Origin of the sequence: Rhodococcus sp. MH15 (genome assembly GCF_019266045.1) — a bacterium.
Taxonomy (GTDB): domain Bacteria; phylum Actinomycetota; class Actinomycetes; order Mycobacteriales; family Mycobacteriaceae; genus Rhodococcus_F; species Rhodococcus_F qingshengii.
This window is the reverse complement of sequence record NZ_LPNP01000068.1, coordinates 70,363-88,761: the sequence shown is the minus strand read 5'-3', so window position 1 is coordinate 88,761 and position 18,399 is coordinate 70,363. Positions and strand designations below refer to the sequence as shown.

Sequence of the window (18,399 nt, the reverse complement as noted above, 5' to 3'; positions counted from 1 at the left end):
AGACGGTACCACCGGCTTGTCAGCTCTTTTCTGCAGCAGCTTTCAGCTGGGACAGGCCCTTCTCGAAATCCTTTCCGACAAGCTTGTCCATGCTGAAGATGAAACCGAAGATCTTGAAGAACAGATTCTTCTTTCCGGTCATCTTCCACGTCACCTGAACTTCACCGGAATTCGGCGAGATGAGAAACGTGGTGACGTTCTGCGCCTTGAACGGCTTGAGGAAGGCCAGGTCCAAAACTACTCGTTCATTCGGGACGGATTCGGTGATCACCATCGAACCGGAGCCCGCCTTCTTGTTTCCCGCCCAGGCGTACGAAGCCCCGACGCCCGCGTCAGGCCCCGCGTACGTCCGCTGCATCGCCGGGTCGAGACCTTCCCACGGCGACCACTGAGTCCACTGATGGAAATCGTTGATCAACGCGAAGACGACCGGTGCTTCTGCCTTGACGATCGTCGTACGTTCTACCAGGAATTCGTTGGAATTCTGCGAAGCCATCGTCGATCTCCAATTCTCGGGCGTGACAAGTGTTCGGAATTATCCACGGTCGACGAGATCGGAGCGAGTCGACACTCAGTCCCGCAGGCACAGGCAGAAATAGTGACCGACCGGGTCGCGGTACACGCGGAAAGTCTGATGCTCCGGAATGTCGGTCACCCGCTGCGCACCCAGGCTGATCACCCAAGCCTCGGCGGGGTCGAGAGAATCCACGAACAGATCCAGATGGATCCCGACACCGGAGGTCGGCCAGTCCACCGGAACGAAATCCGGAGCGAGCTGAAATGCGAGCCGCCCCCCGCCGGGCCCTTCGATCACGTGCCAATCATCCTCGTCGCGAACACTTTTCCACTCGAGGACCTGGACGTAGAAGTTGGCCAATGCAGCCGGATCCGGGCAGTCCAGGACTGTGTAGTCCATGCCGATGTTCGGGCGCGTCACTGTGCCTTCTTCTCCTGAACTTTCTTACGCACGAACAACAACGGAAGAACCAACGTCGCAACGGCGGTTACAAGCCACACGACGACGGTTCCCAGAATCCACGTCGAGACACCGGAGATCGACAGATTGGAGAAGAGCGACGCCACCAACAGCGCGACAAATGTCGACACCAATCCGATTCCGCCGAGAAATGCCGGTGCATGGCGCTTTGCCACCGTGGCGATGAACGGCGCCAGGACCGACTGCGCAATCGCAAAGATCACGACCGCAACGATGAATCCGGATGTGGGCGCCGAGAAGCCCGAAAGAATCAACGACGCAACTAGAAGCCCGACAGCGGCAGAACCCAGGAAGATCGCGGCGCGAATCAGGAAGCTGATCATTTGTTGATCCTATATGTCGGATATCAAGGAGAACAGATATTCACAATCCCAGAGATTCCTGCACCTCTCGCAATGTCCGGGCAGAAGATCGGAGCCCCGAAGCCTCCTTTTCCGATAGCGGCACTTCGAGGACTCGGCCGGCACCAGCACGACCAACCATCGTGGGAAGGGACAGGCAAACGTGCTCGAGTCCGTGGACGCCGCTCTGCAAAGTCGACACCGGCAGAACCCGTTGTTCGTCCCGCAACACGACTTCCGCGATGAATGCGCTCGACAATCCGATGGCGAGGTTGGTCGCACCCTTACCCTCGATGATCTCGTAAGCACTCTCGACTACAGACTTCGCTACTTTCGCGCGTAGGTCGGGGCCGAGGACGCCACCCGACGGTCCCACGAACGAGGTTGCCGGCACTCCGCCGATGGTTGCGCTCGACCAGAGCGGAATCTCGGAATCCCCATGCTCGCCCACGATGAAGGCATGAACGTTCTCCACCGCGACTCCGAGTTCGGTAGCCAGCAGGAATCGCAATCGGGCCGTGTCCAGCACGGTCCCAGATCCGAAAATTCGGCCGCGGTACGACGGTCCCGCGGCCTGGATCGCTGCGTAGGTCGCCACGTCGACCGGGTTGGTGACGAAGAGAAGGACCGCGTCCGGTGACACCGCCAACAGTTGTTCGGTCAGTGTCTGCGCGATCTTGACGTTCACCGCGGCAAGTTCGAGCCGCGACTGACCGGGATGCTGTTTGGCACCCGCGGTGACGACGACCAAGTCGGATCCCGCGGTGACCGAGATGTCATCGCCTCCGTCGACAGTGCACGGCGGTGTGAACTGGGTGCCGTGGTTGAGATCGAGAACTTCGGCCCGGACCTTTGCGCTGTTGGTGTCGTAGAGGGCGAGCGCGTCGGCCGATCCGCGTATCAGGCACGCATACGCAATTGCGGTGCCGACACTTCCCGCACCGACAACGGACACTTTTCGTCTGGATGAACGATTCGGCGTCGTCATGGGTAAATGGTGCTCGCTCGATAACGATTTCGCAGTACAACGGATTGCCAGTCTCTTCTCAGGGTTTGGATGCAGACCTCTCAGAATCGACGTGGATGATCGCTGACATGGCTGAGGTAACCGTTCTTGCAGTTGGCGGCACCGGCGAATCCCACGTCGGCGACGACGGCGGCCGTGTGCGCGGACTCCTCAGTGCCGTCACCGACGAACTCGACAGTCGATTCGATTCTCGCTGGGTCGCTTATCCCGCATCGTACGGTCCGGTCGCCGACGGTGGCCTGAGCTTTCGGCACAGCACCGCGATGGGTGTGAAGGCCCTCACCGCCGAAATCGCACAGAGAGACGGTCCGGTCATGCTGATCGGATACTCACAGGGATGCACCGTGATCCGCTCGGCTCTTCCGACGCTGAACCGCGCCAACATCATCGGAGTCGGACTGATCTCCGATCCTCAACAACCGGCAGGCGTGATCGAAGGTTGCGAGGGACACGGAGTTGCCGGCGACGGACCCGAGATCCAGCCGTGGATTCCGGTCAAGTGGATCGGGCACCCGCAGGACATGATCTGTAATGCCAGCGACGACAGCTACATTCGCGACATCGCAGACTTGACGCGCTGGATGTCCTTCTCGCAGGCACGCGTGTGGGCAGGAAAGGTTTGGGAACTACTTCGTAGCAATGCTTTCCAGAATGCGCAGAAGACTCGTTTCAGTCCCAAACAGTGGCGTACCGATCTACGACGCATCCGCACCGCGTTCCTCGAAGTACTTGGTTATCTGCCGACGAAGTTGAACCTGAACCGATTTCAGCTGAAGAACCCTCGCGGCGGTAGACACATCAGCTACGCGATCGAACCTCTCGACACCAGTGGACTGACCGGGTGTGAGCTTCTGGCGTCGTGGATGAAGGTCCACGCGAGCGGCGTCGAGCAGCGCATTCACGCGGCCTGACCTTTACCGTTAGTTTACCTAACGAACCCCGGTGAGCCATTCGACACCTCTACGTTCCTTTCATGCAACTGAGCAGAATATTGTCGTGCGCCGCCGTGACCGTCGCACTCCCCCTCACCGCCCTGGCGGCCCCGGCCGGCGCATCGCCAACCGGCAGTCTCGACTGGTCCGGTTCGTTCGGTAGTTCAGCACCCCAGCCGGTTTCGACGTTCGACGTCCAAGCCCACCGCGGCGGGCTCGGCCTGTACACGGAAAGCAGCCTGGCCGCGTTCGCGAATGCCCTCGAAATGGGCGTCAGCACACTGGAACTCGATACCCAGATCACCGAGGACGGGATCGCTGTCGTCACGCACGATCGTAAGATCTCGAACAAGAAATGCCTCGACACCGAGCCCGCAACTGCGGGTGACCCGGAGTTCCCGTACGTCGGCAAATTCGTCAACACGCTGAGCCTGCAGCAGATCAAGACCATGGACTGCGGCACTCTCCCCCTTGCCGGATACCCTGAACAGCAGAATGTTCCGGGAGCGAAAATGCAGACGCTCGAAGAAGTGCTTGCCCTGGTGAAGTCGTACAACGCACCCGGAATCAAGCTCAACATCGAGACCAAGGTGGAAGCGGGAGCGCCTCACGAGACCGCCCCGCGTGAGCAGTTCGTCTCTGTAGTCCTCGATACGATCCGGGCAGCCGGATTGTTGGACAGCGTCACCATTCAGAGCTTCGACTGGGGCTCGCTCATGCTCACCCGTCAACTCGCGCCGAGTGTCCCCGTCGTTGCGCTCACAAACGGCGACTTTCTCCAGGTAGGCAAGGACGGAGCGTCACCGTGGCTCGGCGGTCTGGACATCGATGATTTCGGTGGCGACGGCATCGCGGCGGTAGCAACCTTTGGTGCCTCCGCCTACTCCCCCGTCCAAGGAACTCCGCAGGGCGGAAAGGTCGGGGATCCCGGTTTCACCCTCTATCCGACAGCCGACATGATCGCGAGCGCACATGCGCGTGGCATGAAGGTCATCCCGTGGACCGTCGATGATCCCGCCACCATGCACGCCCTGATCGACCTCGGTGTCGACGGGATCATCACCGACTACCCCGATCGTCTCCGAGCCGTTCTGGCCGAGCGAGGCATGCCACTACCTGCACCTGCGGTCAAGAAGTAGCCTCCACCGCGCACCGAAGCAGGTACCTGAACAGGTACTACGGCCGATGTCCCCGGGGTCCCGTCGGCCGCATCCTGGACAGGTACTTGCTCGGGTGATCGGAGGTGAATTCTGATGATGTCTTTGAAGGATCAGTTGGACAACTGCGAATACCTACTTGCCGACGCGGAAATGGCCGGCGACTGGAATGCTGTCCGGCGATTCAGGGAATACCGGCTCAGGCTCGTTCGACAACTGTGCAGGCAAAGGGCCGCCGGTCTCTGCGCCTAGAGGCCCGACCTCAACCGTATCTGAGCTGGTCCCTCTGGGCGGTTACGATCCGCCGTCGCCCGAGTCACAGTCGGGTGCTCTCACCAATTGAGCTACAGAAGGTATGGCCCGCAGTGCTTTTCGACTGCGATCTTTCTCTGCCGAACCATACGGGCCCGCATCTCGTCCGCGCTACTGATTTTCGAGTAGACGATCTACACCGACCACCGCTGTGAGTTCGGTTTCCGCGTCCCCGCGGGGACGTCCCCGTCGAGGCCACACCGAATCACCGCTGACCAGTAGTCGATGGGATGATGACCCGCGTGTCCATGTCCCCACCGCTGCCCGTCAAGAACGGGGTTGGCCCGACGCGCCTACGCATCCCGCTCTCGGGGCCGTGGGCGACGATCGCCGAGTACGTCGTGGCCAAGTTCGACCATCTGGACGCCGAGAACCTGTATCGGCGGTTCGACGACGGCGAGTTCGTGGGTATCGACGGCCAGTCGCTCTGCCGGAGCACAGAACTCTGTGCGCACCGGTTCGTCTGGTACTACCGCGAGTTGCCGGCGGAGGACCCGGTGCCGTTCCACGAGGAGATCCTGCACACCGACGACGATCTCGTCGTCATCGACAAGCCACATTTTCTCCCGACCACTCCGAGCGGGCGATACCTGCGTGAGTCGGCGCTCATCCGCCTGCGGGTTCGTCTCGACAACCCAGATCTGACCCCGATCCATCGACTCGACCGCGGCACCGCAGGGGTGGTGATGTTCTCGGCCCGCCCCGCGACGCGCGGCGCGTACCAGTCACTGTTCGAGAAGCGTCAGGTCACGAAGGTTTACGAGGCGGTGTCGGCGCGACCGACCCGGCGGGGCCGGGATGCACCAGCGCTCGACGTCCCTCTCGTTTACCGCAACCACATCGAAGCTCGACGCGGCGAGTTGCGAGTCGTCGTCGACGACAGCCGTGAACCCAACTCCGAGACCATGATCGAGGCGCGAGGGATGGGCGTGAGTGCCTCCGGACGTGCTGTGCTGCACACGGTTCTACGTCCGCAGTCCGGACGGATGCACCAGTTGCGGGTGCATTTGGCAGCTCTCGGCGCCGGGATCCTGGGCGACCGGCGATACCCCGACCTGCTTCCCGACGCCCCGGACGATCATTCCCTCCCACTCCAATTGCTCGCGAGGGAACTCGAATTCACCGACCCGCTGTCGGGGAAAGCGCGGCGGTTCGTCACCCGTCGGACGCTCAGCGAGATGCCCGTGGGGTGACGACCAGAAGCCGCGGATTTAGACGTTGAAGCGGAACTCCACCGCGTTTCGTAAGTTTGCTGTAACTGAGCGCATAACCGAAGGCGTCCCACACGTTCTGCTGCGAAACGTCCTGCGCGGTCTTGCCGTACGTCGAGTTGGCCATGGTCTTCACCGCCAACTCCTCCAAGGACTTCTTGCCGAACCACTCCCGAGCGAGTCAAACCCGGCGCGTGGTTGCGCAGCCTTGGCACGCGACGGTCTCGACGCTCGGCACGATGAAGTCGAGAGGCTTCATCGCGCCGCTGCGCGTCGTCCCGACCCGGAGCGGGCAGCGCTGGTGGAGCAGTTGCGCCGAGAGGGCTCGGCGCTCTGGCGGGAGCGTCGGCGTGAACAGCTGGTGGTCAAACTCCTTACCGAGATTCGGGATCTGATCCGCGATGGTGGCCAGCTCGACGGGCAGCGGGCGGCCGCGCTCGACGATGCCCTGGCCGTGCTCGCCGATACCGTCCGGGACGAGGTTCTCGATCCGGTGCTCACGGCCGTCGAAGCACTGCGGGCTGACGCCGGGGATCGGACCCGGTTGTGAGCACCGTCAACGTCCAGTCGTCCCGCTCGGCCCAGTCCAGTGTGGACTACGCCCTCTACGGTGACAGCGGTCCGCAGAAGGAAGAGCAACGGCGACGCGGTACCAGTCGCGCCGCCGCGCTCTCCTCGTCCGTGGATGATCCCGATGATTTCATCGCGCGGTGCGGGGCCACGGACGAAAGGTCGAGGTGTACAGCTACATGCAGAACTTCAGCCCCGACGAGTTCGACGTGAACAACCCCGACGACGTCAAGCGCGTGAACGATCTGGGCCGGATGCTCGCCGAGGACATGCACAGCGCGGACTACCTCGTGGTGACGCACGTCGACAGCAAGGCGGCCATCTCCACAACCACGTCTACGTCTGCAACAACGACAATTTCACCGGGAAGTCGTTGCAACGGAACACCTCATGGGCGGAAGGCGTCCACCAGACCAACGACGCCCTGATGGAGCGCGAGGGTTGTCAGGTGCTCGACTCCCCCATGCAAGCGAAGGTCGACTGGTCGTTGCAGCGGGAGCAGTACGACGTCGACGGCTTCGCGCGGACCCTGGGCGACAAGATCGCTGCCTCATTGCGTGATCCGCGCTCGACCGACCGTGAGGCGTACAAGGCCGTGCTGACTGAGCACGACGTGAAGTTCAGCGTGGCCAAGAGCGATGAACACCGCTACAAAATGCGACACCAGAACGGGAAGCTCCTGTCGAAGTCCGGCAAGGCGCTCTCCCCCGACTTCAGCGCGAAGAGCGCTGACGAGATCTTCAAGTACCACAGCGAGAACAGGACGAAGGAGCGAAGCAATGCCGTTGCTCAACGACATGAAGACCGAGGACCAGTCCGCGCAGACGAGCGCCGAGAACTTGGATCTGTTGCGCGAGTTGACGGCTCGCCAGAGCCGCGTCGAGGAACCCGTCGCAGGGTTGACGGCGGCGATCAACAAGCTCATCGAAAAGCAGAGCAGCGACACGCGGAGCCTGTCCGGGCGGCTGACGATGATGGAGCAGCAGCGGCCCAGCAGTCCGCCGCCGTCCAGCGCGGCATCCGAGATCGAGCCCGTGCGGCAAAGGCTCGACGAGATCGAGGAGACGCTAAGCGTGCTAGCCGACAGCGTCAGCGGGAACGATCTGCGCTCAGCCACGAAGGTCCTCAGCGCCGAGACGAAGGGCGTTACTTCGGCCAGTAAGCAGGCGGCCGCCGACGCCCGGAAAGCTGCCGACGCTGCCGAGAAGGCCACCGGTGCTGTCGATGGGGTGCGGGCCGCTGCCGCGAAGGAAATCCGCGTGGTGGCCAACGCCGTCATCACCGAGGTCGAGAAAGTCGATGGACGCCAGAGAGCGGGCGAAGGCCGCCCGCGTCGAGAAGTTGGTGGCCGCTGCCGACAAGGTGGCCGCACAGCGGTACTGGGATGCGCTGGGTGCGTTCGTGCTGACGCTGGTCCCGGGCGCCGCGCTGCTCATGAGTTGGACGGTTCTCGTTGGTGGCGTCTTCTATGCCTGGGAGTTGGTCACCACCGACGGCTCCAAGCCGGAACTGATCTCGAAGGCGCTCCTGTTCGTCTTCGCCGTGGGCGCCGCTCTGTGGGGAGTGTGGCGCTCGCTGGTGTGGGCGTACGGCGTCGTGCGCGTCTGACGGCGTCGGGACAGGGTCTAGTGACCACTTCGTCGGCGCCTGCTACGAGAGTTAGGCCGGGTATTCGGATGGCGGGTAGATCCGGGACTCGGTGCCGAGCACGCAAGAGGGTTCCGGCTAGAGTAGTGCCTTCAGGGACAAAGGGTTCGGAGGACAGGTGGCGAAGTGGGGCCAGACCAACCGACTGACAACGCAGCATCTTGCTAGTCGCGGCGTAGACGGCATTTTCGGCGAGCTCGCCAAAAAGCACGACGGGAACGTCGGCGAAATCGCTGGTCTGGCGGTCAAGAAGCTGGAGAAGGACTTCCCAGGTCTGCAGTTCCGCCACCGTATGACGATTCGCAAGTCGGAGATCAACGCCAAGCTCAAGAAGATCGACGACTACCTGGGTCAGGAGCTCTTCCTCCCGCAAGCGGAGATCCGGCCTGACGGTGGGCTGATCGAGGTTCTCGACGACCACAAAGAGTGGAGAGTCATCCTAGTTACAGAGGCCAAGTACCAGGGCAAGGACATCGAGAACATCAGCCAAGGGGTTCTGGTCGGTAAGAACAAGGACCAAGACCTCATGGCTGCGGGCAACGCCATCGAGAGGTCCCACAAGAACGTCCGGGAAATCGCCAACTTCATGCTCGGTGAACAGCACTTCCCCTACATCCTGTTTCTAGAGGGGTCGAACTTCCTAACCGAGACGATCTCGGTCGTCAGGCCCGACGGCCGGGAGGTCACGCTCCATTACGACTCGGGGACCCTCAACCGGATCGACCGCTTGACTGCCGTCAACTACTCGATGCCCATCAACACCAACCTTTGCGAGAATCGGGTCGTCACCAGTAAGGGACAGGCGATCATGCTTCAGGCGGCCTCTCTCTTCACCCAGGGCAAAGGCGGGGACTGGGATGGCGCCGACATGTTGGCGATCATGATCGAGGTCGCGACCACCTCAATCAAGGTGCTGGCGAGCGATCTATTCAACCAAATGGTGCTCAAGTCTGATGAGGGGAGGGCCAATGACCAGGGTCGTTGACAGGTCTCTGCTTGAGAAGGCTAAGAAGAACAAGAACGACGAGTTCTACACGCAGTACGTGGACATCGAGAGCGAGCTGGCGCACTATCAGGGCCACTTCGACGGCAAGGTCGTCTACTGCAATACCGATGACCCGCAGGTGAGCAACTTCGTCAAGTTCTTCGTCGACAACTTCGAGTCCCTGGGGCTGGCTAAGCTCATCGCCACCGGCTATGCCCTGGGAGCCGAGACCCACGGCTCGGTCATGGTCTATGACGGTTCGAAACAGGCGCTCGAGGACTTCGAGGCCGGGAAGGCCGAGCGACTCGAGGGAGACGGAGACTTCCGCAGCAGCGAATGCCTCGAGTACTTGCGCCAGGCGGACGTGGTGGTTACCAATCCGCCGTATTCGCTTCTGCGCCAGTTCGTCTCGTTCATGACGAACTATGAGAAGGACTTCCTGATCGTCGCCACGGTCAACGCTATCACCTACAAGGACATCTTCAAGCTCATCCACGACGGAAGAGTCTGGCTGGGCGTCGGTCTTGGCCGAGCCGTCTCAGGCTTCATCGTCCCGGAGCACTACGAGCTCTACGGCACGGAGGCGCGGATCAACGAGCGGGGAGAACGGATCGTCTCGACGAACAACAGCCTCTGGCTCACGACGTTGGATCTGAAGAAGCGACACGAAGACATCCCGCTAGTCGAGACCTATGCGGGCAACGAGGACAAGTACCCGACGTACGACAACCTCGACGGGATCAACGTCAACAAGACCAAGGACATCCCGGCGGACTACTACGGTCTCATCGGTGTTCCGATCACGTTCCTACACAAGCACAATCCCCGCCAGTTCGAGATCGTCCGCTTTCGCAAGGGGGACGACGGCAAGGACCTTAGGGTGAACGGAAAGTCACCGTACTTTCGCATCATCGTGCGCCGAAAGATCGATCGTGAAGCCGAGCCCCGTCTTCCTGGAGAAGCTGCGCTTGCCGACGGTCAGACGTTGATGTTCTAGCGATCGGGCCCGTCGTCGAGGAGCGATGAATTGTTACTTTGCCAAGCATGATGAGGCAGCGTTCGAGCCAATTGGGCAATAGCTCGATCGCGCTGATCCGCGATCGAGACGACTCTTGTCGTGCTACTTCCGAGCGATTTGCACAGTGCTCGGATCAAATCCCCCGTCGGCCCTGAGGGACTGGAAGCAGGGTGACGGCGGCATTGATGTCGATGATCCGGCGGCGACCTTCCAAGTCCGCGCTCTTGAACAGTCCGGCCGGGTCTGACGTCCCCAACAGGGGCACCGTGGCGGCGTTGCGTGAGAGTGCCAGCCGTTCGCGTTCAAGGCGCTCGATCTCCGTGCGCGCAGTGTCTCGGACCCGCTTCAGGTCGGCGGCCTCGATGAGGTCGGCGGCGTAGTCCTTCTCTGCCCGCTGAATGCGGGCGTGCAGTCCGTCGAGGTCGGCCACGACTGTGGCCAGCTGTGGTGAATCGCTCGCGGGCACCGTGGCGCTGGCCTCTGGCGCGGCCGCCAGCCGATCGGCGATCTTCTCCATGACGTGTTCGTCGATGGGCGCGCCGGTGCGGTTGACGTGGCCCTCTGTCCGGCATCGGTAGCCGCGGGACGATCCGCGTACTGGCAGCCCGCGGACCCCGCACAGATACAGACCTGATCCCGTGTGCGTGCGGCGAGTGCTGCCATTGTTCGTCACCCGGCTGTGGTCGTCGAGCTTGACCTGCACCGCTTGCCAGGTCTCCACGTCGATGATCGGCTCCCACTGCCCCATGATCGGCTGACCGTCGTCATCGGTGACGACCTGATCACGCCACGACCGGCGCCGGCCGCGCTGCCTGTCCTCGTCGGTGGCTATGCCGTTGTCGAGACGGGCCTGCTTCTCTGCGTTCTCGGCGACGGCCTGCCGCCGGTCCTTCTTCTGCGTGTAGACGGCGTATCCCCCATGTCGGGGGTTCCGCAGGATCTCCAAAACGCTGCTCTCCGGCCAGGGCGCGTCTGGCGCACACGGCGGCTTGCGCAGTGGCTGCTGCTTCCCCTTCGGGAGCTTCTTGTTCTCCCGTCGCCTGCGCGCATTGCGCTCTTCGTTGAGAGTCCAGCTGTGGCGCGGGAGCTGGGGAACGTCCGCGTGGCGCTCGTCGGGCTTCCCGGACAGCGCCCGGGCAATGCCTCGCAACGTCCCCTTGTCGTCATTGAAGGCGTGGTAGATCGCGTTGACGACCTTCGCCTCGGCTGCAATCTGGTGGCCAGCGGTGTCATACCCCAACGGGCGCATGCCTTTCGGCGCTCTCCCCTGCCGGGCGCGCTGTTGGTGGGCTGCCTTCTGCCTGGCCGACTTCCGCTCCATCTCGGCTCTGGCCACAGCTGCCTTGATCCGGGCGTACATGCGGCCGCCGTCGGTGCTCAGGTCCGCGACACCGTTCGCGGTCACCAGGGCCAGGTCGCGTTCCTCCGCTCGGTCGATCCAGTCTTAGAGCTGTCGGGGCTGGCGGGTGAGTCGGTCGAGGACCCAACAGATGATGGCCTCGAACGCCCCGGACTCGTAGTCGGCGATCATGTCGTCGTACTCGGGCCGGACAGCGGTCTTGTCCGTGGCCGACTTCGACTGTTCGGTGTAGACCTTGACGACCTCCCACCGGCGGAACTTGGCCAGGTTTTCGCAATCCTCACGCTGGCGACTGAGCGCGAGCCCGTCCACCTCCCGGTCCTGGCTGCCCCGGAGGTAGATCGCCGCTCAGGTAGTATTTCCGGCGTTCGCGCTGGTAACGGCCATAGAGACCAGAAGCCGGATTTAGACGTTGAAGCGGAACTCCACCACATCGCCGTCGGCCATGACGTATTCCTTGCCCTCCATGCGGACCTTGCCGGCAGCCTTGGCTGCGGCCATGGAACCCGCCTCGACGAGATCGTCGAAGGACACGATTTCAGCCTTGATGAAGCCGCGCTCGAAGTCGGTGTGAATGACGCCGGCAGCCTGGGGAGCGGTGTCACCCTTGTGGATGGTCCAGGCGCGAGCTTCCTTCGGACCAGCCGTCAGGTAGGTCTGCAGTCCGAGGGTGTGGAAGCCGGTGCGCGCGAGAGCGTGCAGGCCCGGCTCGGTCTGACCGATCGAGTCGAGCATTTCCTGGCGGTCTTCCTGGTCCAGCTCGAGGAGTTCCTGCTCGACCTTCGCGTCGAGGAACACGGCGTCGGCCGGAGCGACGGAAGCGCGCAGGTCCGCGATCTTCGCCTCGTCGGTGAGCACAGACTCGTCGGCGTTGAAGACGTACAGGAAGGGCTTGGTGGTGAGCAGGCTCAGTTCACGCAGCAGCGAGAAGTCGAGCTTGTCCTTGACACTGAAGAGCGTCGTGCCCTCGTTGAGGAAGGCCTGAGCCTTGAGTGCCTCGTCGTGGGCCGGCTTGAGCTCCTTGTTCTTACGAGCTTCCTTGTCCAGACGCGGGAGAGCCTTCTCGAGAGTCTGCATGTCGGCGATCACCAACTCGGTCTCGATGACCTCGATGTCCGAGGCCGGGTCGACCTTGCCGTCGACGTGGATGACGTCGTCGTCGGCGAAGACGCGAACTACCTGGCAGATGGCGTCCGCTTCACGGATGTTGGCCAGGAACTTGTTACCCAGGCCGGCGCCCTCGGATGCACCCTTGACGATTCCGGCGATGTCGACGAACGACACGGTCGCGGGGAGGATGCGCTCGGAGCCGAAGATCTCGGCGAGCTTCTGCAGCCGCGGATCGGGCAGCTCGACCAGGCCGACGTTGGGTTCGATGGTCGCGAACGGGTAGTTCGCTGCCAACACGTCGTTGTTGGTCAGTGCATTGAAAAGGGTGGACTTGCCGACGTTGGGCAGTCCGACGATTCCGAGGGTAAGGCTCACGGTCTGTGGATTCTACGGCCTCGCGGCGACGTGACGGGTACTCGCCCCACCGTCACGTCGCGGCAGGTGATCAGTTGTAGGTATACGAATCGACGGATGACACGATCGCAACCAGGAAGATGACGTAGAACGCGATGAACAACACCCAGCAGGTGACGGCTATGAGGAGCGAAATCTGCCCGAGCTTCTTCACCCGCTCGGACGCGTACTGCGCGCCCTGGTGATCGCCCATCGCCCACTTCGGGTAGATGTCGTGGAGATGGTTGAACGCGGCGAACGCGATAGGCCAGAAGAAGATGATCGACGCGACGGCCCATCCCGCGTTGGACTTCGGCGGACCGTACTGCGGCGCCGCGTACGTGGGAGCAGCGCTGTACTGCTGGGCTGCGCTGTACTGCTGACCGGTCGGATACTGCTGTCCGGCTGAGTACTGCGGGTCGGTCGGGTACTGCTGGCCCGTCGGATATTCCTGGCCTGCTGAATATTGCTGACCGGCTGAATACTGCTGGCCTGCCGGATACTGCTGCTCCTTCGGATCCTGCGGGTCGGTCGGATATTGCGGTTCGGTCATCATTCCCCCAAAGAGTCGGATTCGGTTCTCTATCGCAGAACCTAGTGGAGACTTACCGCTGCCGTGTCACAGTGAGCGCCTACGCTCTCGAGGTGACTCGGATGCTGATCGTGCTCTTGATATGGATAGTGGGTCTCGGCACCGCCGCGCTCGCAATTGTCGCCTCGCCCGGATGGTGGGTGATCGCTGTCGTCACACTCGCGCTGGCGGCGATGGGCACCTACGACCTCACTCAGAAGTCCCACAGCATCCTCCGTAACTATCCGGTCCTGGGGCACGCGCGATTCCTCCTCGAGAAGATTCGACCGGAGATCCAGCAGTACTTCGTCGAATCATCCACCGATGGAATGCCATTCGATCGCGAAACGCGAGATCTGGTTTACGAGCGGGCAAAGGGAACACTGGCGGAAGAGCCCTTCGGGACCGAGCGCGACGTCAATGCGATCGGCTACGAGTTCATGACGCATTCGATTCGCGCACGGACCGCCCCCGACACCGTTCCCCGAGTTCGCCTCGGCGGACGCGATTGCACGAAGCCGTACGACATCGCTCTCCTGAACGTCTCCGCGATGAGCTTCGGGTCGTTGTCCGCCAACGCAATCGAGGCCCTCAACGCCGGCGCCGCCAAAGGCGGTTTCGCTCACGACACCGGTGAAGGCGCGATCAGTCCGTATCACCGCAAGCACGGCGGCGATCTGATCTGGGAAATCGCTTCGGGATACTTCGGATGCCGGACCGAGGACGGCCGATTCGATCCTGACCGTTTTGCCGAGCGCGCAGGCTCCGACCAGGTGAAGGCCATTTCGATCAAGCTCTCGCAAGGTGCGAAACCCGGGTTGGGTGGCGTGCTTCCCGGAGTCAAGGTCTCCCCCGAAATCGCCGAAACCCGCGGGGTACCCGTCGGCCAGACTGTGATTTCGCCACCCGCGCACACCGCGTTCAGCACCCCGGTCGAACTGGTCGATTTCATCGCGACCCTGCGAAAACTTTCGGGAGGCAAGCCGGTCGGGATGAAACTGTGTGTCGGCTCGCGTCGTGAATTCCTCGGAATCTGCAAGGCGATGATCGAACGCGGCATCACGCCCGACTTCATCATCGTGGACGGTTCCGAAGGCGGCACCGGCGCAGGTCCGGTGGAGTTCGAGGACCACATGGGCATGCCGTTGACCGAGGGCCTGATGCTGGTGCACAACGCTCTGGTGGGAACTGGTTTGCGCCCTCTCGTGAAAGTCGGCGCTTCCGGAAAGGTGGCGAGCGGTTCCGACATCGTCAAACGCATCATCCAGGGCGCAGACTTCACGATGGCGGCCCGCGCAATGATGTTCGCAGTGGGCTGTATTCAGGCCCAGATGTGCCACACCAACCGCTGCCCGGTCGGCGTTGCCACTCAGGATCCGGCACGCACCCGCGCACTCGACATCCCCGACAAGAGCGAGCGCGTCTACCGATTCCAGAAGGCAACCGTCGCCAGCGCGCAACAGATGATCGCGTCGATGGGCATCGATTCCTTCGACCAACTGCAACCGGGAATGCTCAACCGCCGCGTCGACGGTCTCACCACTCGCACCTATGCCGACCTGTTCGACTGGCTGATGCCGGGCGAACTGCTCGACTCCCCGCCGCAGAGCTGGCTCACCGATTGGATCGACGCCGACGCTCACCGATTCTGACGTCGGTCGACTCCCGCGTTTCAGATCGCGCGGATTCACCCTTCTGGTCCTACAGTGACAGATGGCCCGCTGTGACGGCGGCCACACGTGCACTAGTGGACGGAGTTCGACGATGAGCTTGACGACTGCGCCGGAACCAAATGTCGAGTACCTGAAAACCGATCCTGACCTGCCACCTGTCGGCGTCATCGACAAAACACCCATCTCCACGACTGCGCGCGTCGTCTTCCTTGTTCTCGGACTGGTCGGCGCGGGCGCCTGGTACATGATTGCGATCGTCCGCGGTGAACACATCAGCGCTGTGTGGTTCGTGTTGGCCGCAATCTGTACCTATCTGATCGCCTACCGCTTCTATGCGCGGTTGATCGAACGCAAGATCGTCAAGCCCCGCGACGACGTCGCAACTCCCGCCGAGATCATGGAGAACGGCGCCGACTACATGCCGACCGACCGTCGGGTGCTGTTCGGTCACCACTTCGCGGCAATCGCCGGTGCCGGTCCCCTGGTCGGACCCGTGTTGGCCGCGCAGATGGGATATCTTCCGGGAACTATCTGGATCATCGTCGGCGTCGTGTTCGCCGGGGCGGTGCAGGACTTCATGGTCCTGTGGATCTCGTCGAAGCGCCGCGGGCGCAGCCTCGGTCAGATGGCCCGCGAAGAACTCGGCCTTGTCGGCGGCGTCGCCGCACTGATCGGCGTGTTCGTCATCATGATCATCCTCATCGCGGTGCTCGGACTTGTGGTCGTCAATGCGCTCGCCGAGTCCCCGTGGGGAGTGTTCTCGATCGCGATGACCATCCCCATCGCGCTGTTCATGGGCGTGTACCTGCGGTATCTGCGGCCGGGCAAGGTTTCCGAGGTCTCCCTGATCGGCGTCGTCCTGCTTCTCCTTGCCATCGTCTCCGGCGGATGGGTTGCCGATACCGGTTGGGGCGCAGACTGGTTCACACTCTCGAAGGTCACCATCGCGTGGCTGATGATCGCGTACGGATTCGCCGCATCGGTGCTGCCAGTCTGGCTGCTCCTGGCACCGCGCGACTACTTGTCGACGTTCATGAAGGTCGGCACCATCGCGCTGCTGGCCATCGGAATTCTGGTCGCACGACCCGCTCTGAACATGCCGGCAGTGACGCCGTTCGCCTCCAACGGCGAAGGCCCGGCCTTTGCCGGTTCACTGTTCCCGTTCCTGTTCATCACCATTGCCTGTGGCGCACTCTCGGGCTTCCACGCACTGATCGCGTCCGGTACGACGCCAAAGCTGCTCGAGAAGGAAAGCCAGACCAAGATGATCGGGTACGGCGGCATGCTGACCGAATCGTTTGTCGCGATCATGGCTCTGGTCACCGCCTGCATCCTCGATCAGCACCTGTACTTCGCACTCAACGCTCCCGCGGCACTGACCGGTGGAACACCGGAAACCGCAGCCGAATACGTCAACAATCTGCCCCTCGGCACTGCCCCCATCACACCGGACGTGCTGACTCAGGCAGCCGAGGCCGTCGGCGAAGAATCGATCATCTCGCGAACCGGCGGCGCCCCGACGCTCGCGTTCGGAATGTCCGAAGTGCTCAGCGACGTCTTCGGCGGCGACTCGCTGAAATCGTTCTGGTACCACTTCGCGATCATGTTCGAGGCGCTCTTCATCCTCACCACGATCGATGCCGGCACCCGCGTCGCTCGATTCATGCTCTCCGACTCGCTCGGCAACTTCGGCGGTCCGGCAAAGAAGTTCAAGGACCCGTCGTGGCGCATCGGCGCGTGGCTGTGCTCGCTGATCGTCGTCGCTGCCTGGGGCGCGATTCTGCTCATGGGTGTCACCGATCCGCTGGGCGGAATCAACACACTCTTCCCGCTCTTCGGCATCGCCAACCAGCTACTCGCCGCGATCGCACTGACGGTGGTCATGACGATCGTCATGAAGAAGGGCCTGTTCAAATGGGCCTGGATTCCCGGCGTGCCGCTGGTGTGGGACCTGGTCGTAACCATGACCGCGTCGTACCAGAAGATCTTCTCCGACAACCCCGCGATCGGGTACTGGGCTCAGCACAACGTGTTCAAGGACGCGAAGGCTGCCGGCGAGACGGCGCACGGTTCCGCGAAGACTCCGGAGGCCATCGATGCCGTCATTCGCAACACCTTCATCCAGGGCACGTTGTCGATCATCTTCGCGTCACTGGTGATCGTCGTGGTCATCGCCGGGATCATCGTATGTGCCAAGGCAATCCGAGCGGGCGGGCTGCCGACCACCGAGTCCCCGGAAGAACCGTCGAAAATCTTCGGACCCGCCAGCTTCATTCCGACGCCCGCGGAGAAGGAAATCCAGAAAGAATGGGACGAGCTGATCAAAGCCGGGAAAGTCCGGGCGCCCGGCGCCGCACACGGAGGTGGGCACTGACCATGACGACGGCGACCATGACGGCAAAACTCACCACAGCGTTCCGCGGAACGCTGTGGTGGGTTCGCTCGGTGATGGGTGATCTCGACTATCAGCGCTACGTCGAGCACACCCGACGCCAGCACGCCGACTCACCGGTGATCAGCGAACGAGAGTTCTGGCGCCGCCGTCACGCAGCAGCCGACGCCAACCCAGGCGCCCGCTGCTGCTGAATCCGGTCAGGGGCAGGTGGCCTTCGCGAGTTCGTAAATGTGGCCGGCCTGCTCGTCGGTGGGCTTGTTGCCGTTGTTCTCGGCCAGGTCGGTGATCTTGGTCTTGACCTCCGCCTCGTCCGTGCCGTTGGCGACCTCGGTACACGTGGTCGTCAAGATCTCCTCGATGTCTGCGTCGTCGCGGTTCTCCGCCAACGGTGCGTAAGCCCCACGGAACGTGGCGACGAACAGCGCCGTCTTGCCCTGATCGATGGCGTTGCCCGCTGACTGTTTCGCCGTCTCGAGCGCCTGTTGCCCGCTCGTGACTGCCTCGCTGATCTTGTTCTGCGCGTTGTCCTGATCCTCGGTGCTACACGCGGTGAGCCCGAGAACGACGATTGCTGCTGCCCCGACTGCTGCTGCGATTCTCATGACGGAAATGTTAGTCCGATCAGCATGCTTCAAAACACAGTATTGCAGCGCAACACACGAGTTATCGCATGCAGTCGTTACGATCAGCTCAGCTAGAT

Annotated in this window: 21 protein-coding genes, 1 tRNA gene and 1 pseudogene; 11 read left to right on the top strand and 12 right to left on the bottom strand. The window is 62.3% G+C overall.

Annotated features, from left to right (window positions below):
- Nucleotides 1-19: 19 nt before the first annotated feature.
- From ATN37_RS17570 to ATN37_RS17555, 4 genes are all read right to left on the bottom strand, one after another.
- Nucleotides 20-496 carry an SRPBCC family protein gene (locus ATN37_RS17570; protein WP_007726321.1) on the bottom strand — a complete coding sequence of 159 codons (477 nt, stop codon included), beginning with the start codon at nt 494-496 and terminating at the stop codon, nt 20-22.
- A 75-nt stretch (nt 497-571) separates the two neighbouring features.
- Nucleotides 572-937, bottom strand: a complete 366-nt coding sequence (locus tag ATN37_RS17565) for a VOC family protein (protein WP_047270327.1) — start codon at nt 935-937, stop codon at nt 572-574.
- Nucleotides 934-1,320 (bottom strand): phage holin family protein, encoded by a 387-nt coding sequence (locus ATN37_RS17560; RefSeq protein WP_003945275.1) that lies wholly within the window; start codon nt 1,318-1,320, stop codon nt 934-936. Before ATN37_RS17560 ends, ATN37_RS17565 begins: the two co-directional genes overlap by 4 nt.
- A 40-nt stretch (nt 1,321-1,360) precedes the next feature.
- The gene (locus ATN37_RS17555) at nt 1,361-2,326 is read right to left on the bottom strand and encodes an L-lactate dehydrogenase (RefSeq protein WP_039972672.1); all 966 of its coding nucleotides are present in this window, start codon (nt 2,324-2,326) and stop codon (nt 1,361-1,363) included.
- 107 nt (nt 2,327-2,433) lie between these two features.
- Here ATN37_RS17555 and ATN37_RS17550 point away from each other — a divergent pair, with 107 nt between their 5' ends.
- Both ATN37_RS17550 and ATN37_RS17545 read left to right on the top strand, forming a co-directional pair.
- On the top strand, nt 2,434-3,276 hold the full coding sequence (locus ATN37_RS17550) for a PE-PPE domain-containing protein (RefSeq protein ID WP_256933364.1): 843 nt from the start codon (nt 2,434-2,436) through the stop codon (nt 3,274-3,276).
- A gap of 62 nt (nt 3,277-3,338) precedes the next feature.
- Complete coding sequence (locus ATN37_RS17545) at nt 3,339-4,436, top strand: glycerophosphodiester phosphodiesterase family protein (protein WP_172827019.1); 1,098 nt, start codon at nt 3,339-3,341, stop codon at nt 4,434-4,436.
- Between the two features lie 296 nt (nt 4,437-4,732).
- Here ATN37_RS17545 and ATN37_RS17540 read toward each other — a convergent pair.
- A tRNA-His gene (locus ATN37_RS17540) sits at nt 4,733-4,808 on the bottom strand.
- 188 nt (nt 4,809-4,996) lie between these two features.
- On the opposite strand from ATN37_RS17540, the gene ATN37_RS17535 reads away from it, so the two are divergent.
- Nucleotides 4,997-5,959, top strand: coding sequence for a pseudouridine synthase (locus tag ATN37_RS17535; RefSeq protein WP_218695459.1), 963 nt, complete (start codon nt 4,997-4,999; stop codon nt 5,957-5,959).
- Here the strand turns inward: ATN37_RS17535 and ATN37_RS17530 are convergent.
- A complete protein-coding gene (locus ATN37_RS17530) occupies nt 5,937-6,113 on the bottom strand; it encodes a hypothetical protein (protein WP_218695458.1) in 177 nt (58 codons plus the stop codon). The genes ATN37_RS17535 and ATN37_RS17530 overlap by 23 nt on opposite strands.
- Nucleotides 6,114-6,185: 72 nt before the next feature.
- On the opposite strand from ATN37_RS17530, the gene ATN37_RS17525 reads away from it, so the two are divergent.
- Both ATN37_RS17525 and ATN37_RS32585 read left to right on the top strand, forming a co-directional pair.
- On the top strand, nt 6,186-6,527 hold the full coding sequence (locus tag ATN37_RS17525; RefSeq protein ID WP_218695457.1) for a hypothetical protein: 342 nt from the start codon (nt 6,186-6,188) through the stop codon (nt 6,525-6,527).
- A 199-nt stretch (nt 6,528-6,726) separates the two neighbouring features.
- A complete protein-coding gene (locus ATN37_RS32585; RefSeq protein ID WP_256933363.1) occupies nt 6,727-6,975 on the top strand; it encodes a hypothetical protein in 249 nt (82 codons plus the stop codon).
- A gap of 122 nt (nt 6,976-7,097) precedes the next feature.
- Here ATN37_RS32585 and ATN37_RS32580 read toward each other — a convergent pair whose 3' ends face one another.
- Nucleotides 7,098-7,826 carry a hypothetical protein gene (locus tag ATN37_RS32580; RefSeq protein WP_256933362.1) on the bottom strand — a complete coding sequence of 243 codons (729 nt, stop codon included), beginning with the start codon at nt 7,824-7,826 and terminating at the stop codon, nt 7,098-7,100.
- Between the two features lie 20 nt (nt 7,827-7,846).
- Here ATN37_RS32580 and ATN37_RS17515 point away from each other — a divergent pair, with 20 nt between their 5' ends.
- The 3 genes from ATN37_RS17515 to ATN37_RS17505 all read left to right on the top strand — a co-directional run bounded on the left by ATN37_RS17515 (nt 7,847) and on the right by ATN37_RS17505 (nt 10,176).
- Nucleotides 7,847-8,155, top strand: coding sequence for a hypothetical protein (locus tag ATN37_RS17515; RefSeq protein WP_218695455.1), 309 nt, complete (start codon nt 7,847-7,849; stop codon nt 8,153-8,155).
- Nucleotides 8,156-8,312: 157 nt separating this feature from the next.
- Nucleotides 8,313-9,179, top strand: coding sequence for an EcoRI family type II restriction endonuclease (locus ATN37_RS17510; protein ID WP_308125219.1), 867 nt, complete (start codon nt 8,313-8,315; stop codon nt 9,177-9,179).
- Entirely contained in the window at nt 9,163-10,176 is a 1,014-nt protein-coding gene (locus tag ATN37_RS17505) for an adenine-specific methyltransferase EcoRI family protein (RefSeq protein ID WP_218695454.1), read from the top strand. The genes ATN37_RS17510 and ATN37_RS17505 overlap by 17 nt, the downstream gene beginning before the upstream one ends.
- Nucleotides 10,177-10,330: 154 nt before the next feature.
- Here the strand turns inward: ATN37_RS17505 and ATN37_RS17500 are convergent, their stop codons facing one another.
- The 4 genes and pseudogenes from ATN37_RS17500 to ATN37_RS17490 form a co-directional block, all read right to left on the bottom strand.
- The gene (locus ATN37_RS17500) at nt 10,331-11,446 is read right to left on the bottom strand and encodes a recombinase family protein (protein WP_256933375.1); all 1,116 of its coding nucleotides are present in this window, start codon (nt 11,444-11,446) and stop codon (nt 10,331-10,333) included.
- A gap of 72 nt (nt 11,447-11,518) precedes the next feature.
- Nucleotides 11,519-11,869: pseudogene (locus ATN37_RS32575) on the bottom strand (recombinase family protein); the annotation flags it as partial.
- 93 nt (nt 11,870-11,962) lie between these two features.
- Nucleotides 11,963-13,042, bottom strand: coding sequence for a redox-regulated ATPase YchF (gene ychF, locus ATN37_RS17495; protein WP_218695453.1), 1,080 nt, complete (start codon nt 13,040-13,042; stop codon nt 11,963-11,965).
- Between the two features lie 70 nt (nt 13,043-13,112).
- Nucleotides 13,113-13,616, bottom strand: coding sequence for a CD225/dispanin family protein (locus ATN37_RS17490; RefSeq protein ID WP_218695452.1), 504 nt, complete (start codon nt 13,614-13,616; stop codon nt 13,113-13,115).
- 89 nt (nt 13,617-13,705) lie between these two features.
- Here ATN37_RS17490 and ATN37_RS17485 point away from each other — a divergent pair, with 89 nt between their 5' ends.
- The 3 genes from ATN37_RS17485 to ATN37_RS17475 all read left to right on the top strand — a co-directional run bounded on the left by ATN37_RS17485 (nt 13,706) and on the right by ATN37_RS17475 (nt 17,890).
- A complete protein-coding gene (locus ATN37_RS17485) occupies nt 13,706-15,283 on the top strand; it encodes an FMN-binding glutamate synthase family protein (RefSeq protein ID WP_037132028.1) in 1,578 nt (525 codons plus the stop codon).
- A gap of 112 nt (nt 15,284-15,395) precedes the next feature.
- Nucleotides 15,396-17,678, top strand: coding sequence for a carbon starvation CstA family protein (locus tag ATN37_RS17480; protein ID WP_007726338.1), 2,283 nt, complete (start codon nt 15,396-15,398; stop codon nt 17,676-17,678).
- A gap of 2 nt (nt 17,679-17,680) precedes the next feature.
- Nucleotides 17,681-17,890, top strand: a complete 210-nt coding sequence (locus ATN37_RS17475) for a YbdD/YjiX family protein (protein ID WP_218695451.1) — start codon at nt 17,681-17,683, stop codon at nt 17,888-17,890.
- A gap of 6 nt (nt 17,891-17,896) precedes the next feature.
- On the opposite strand, the gene ATN37_RS17470 is transcribed toward ATN37_RS17475, so the two are convergent.
- Nucleotides 17,897-18,301 (bottom strand): hypothetical protein, encoded by a 405-nt coding sequence (locus ATN37_RS17470; RefSeq protein WP_003945253.1) that lies wholly within the window; start codon nt 18,299-18,301, stop codon nt 17,897-17,899.
- Nucleotides 18,302-18,399: the final 98 nt, after the last annotated feature.

Excerpts from the sequence above, each read along its gene's own strand:
- ATN37_RS17480 (WP_007726338.1), top strand. The coding sequence starts at position 15,396 with ATGAGCTTGACGACTGCGCCGGAACCAAATGTCGAGTACCTGAAAACC.
- ATN37_RS17545 (WP_172827019.1), top strand. The coding sequence starts at position 3,339 with ATGCAACTGAGCAGAATATTGTCGTGCGCCGCCGTGACCGTCGCACTC.
- ATN37_RS32585 (WP_256933363.1), top strand. The coding sequence starts at position 6,727 with ATGCAGAACTTCAGCCCCGACGAGTTCGACGTGAACAACCCCGACGAC.
- ATN37_RS17535 (WP_218695459.1), top strand. The coding sequence starts at position 4,997 with ATGATGACCCGCGTGTCCATGTCCCCACCGCTGCCCGTCAAGAACGGG.
- ATN37_RS17500 (WP_256933375.1), bottom strand. The coding sequence starts at position 11,446 with ATGCGCCCGTTGGGGTATGACACCGCTGGCCACCAGATTGCAGCCGAG.
- ATN37_RS32580 (WP_256933362.1), bottom strand. The coding sequence starts at position 7,826 with ATGACGGCGTTGGCCACCACGCGGATTTCCTTCGCGGCAGCGGCCCGC.
- ATN37_RS17560 (WP_003945275.1), bottom strand. The coding sequence starts at position 1,320 with ATGATCAGCTTCCTGATTCGCGCCGCGATCTTCCTGGGTTCTGCCGCT.
- ATN37_RS17555 (WP_039972672.1), bottom strand. The coding sequence starts at position 2,326 with ATGACGACGCCGAATCGTTCATCCAGACGAAAAGTGTCCGTTGTCGGT.
- ATN37_RS17550 (WP_256933364.1), top strand. The coding sequence starts at position 2,434 with ATGGCTGAGGTAACCGTTCTTGCAGTTGGCGGCACCGGCGAATCCCAC.
- ATN37_RS17475 (WP_218695451.1), top strand. The coding sequence starts at position 17,681 with ATGACGACGGCGACCATGACGGCAAAACTCACCACAGCGTTCCGCGGA.
- ATN37_RS17470 (WP_003945253.1), bottom strand. The coding sequence starts at position 18,301 with ATGAGAATCGCAGCAGCAGTCGGGGCAGCAGCAATCGTCGTTCTCGGG.
- ATN37_RS17505 (WP_218695454.1), top strand. The coding sequence starts at position 9,163 with ATGACCAGGGTCGTTGACAGGTCTCTGCTTGAGAAGGCTAAGAAGAAC.
- ATN37_RS17570 (WP_007726321.1), bottom strand. The coding sequence starts at position 496 with ATGGCTTCGCAGAATTCCAACGAATTCCTGGTAGAACGTACGACGATC.
- ATN37_RS17515 (WP_218695455.1), top strand. The coding sequence starts at position 7,847 with ATGGACGCCAGAGAGCGGGCGAAGGCCGCCCGCGTCGAGAAGTTGGTG.
- ATN37_RS17490 (WP_218695452.1), bottom strand. The coding sequence starts at position 13,616 with ATGATGACCGAACCGCAATATCCGACCGACCCGCAGGATCCGAAGGAG.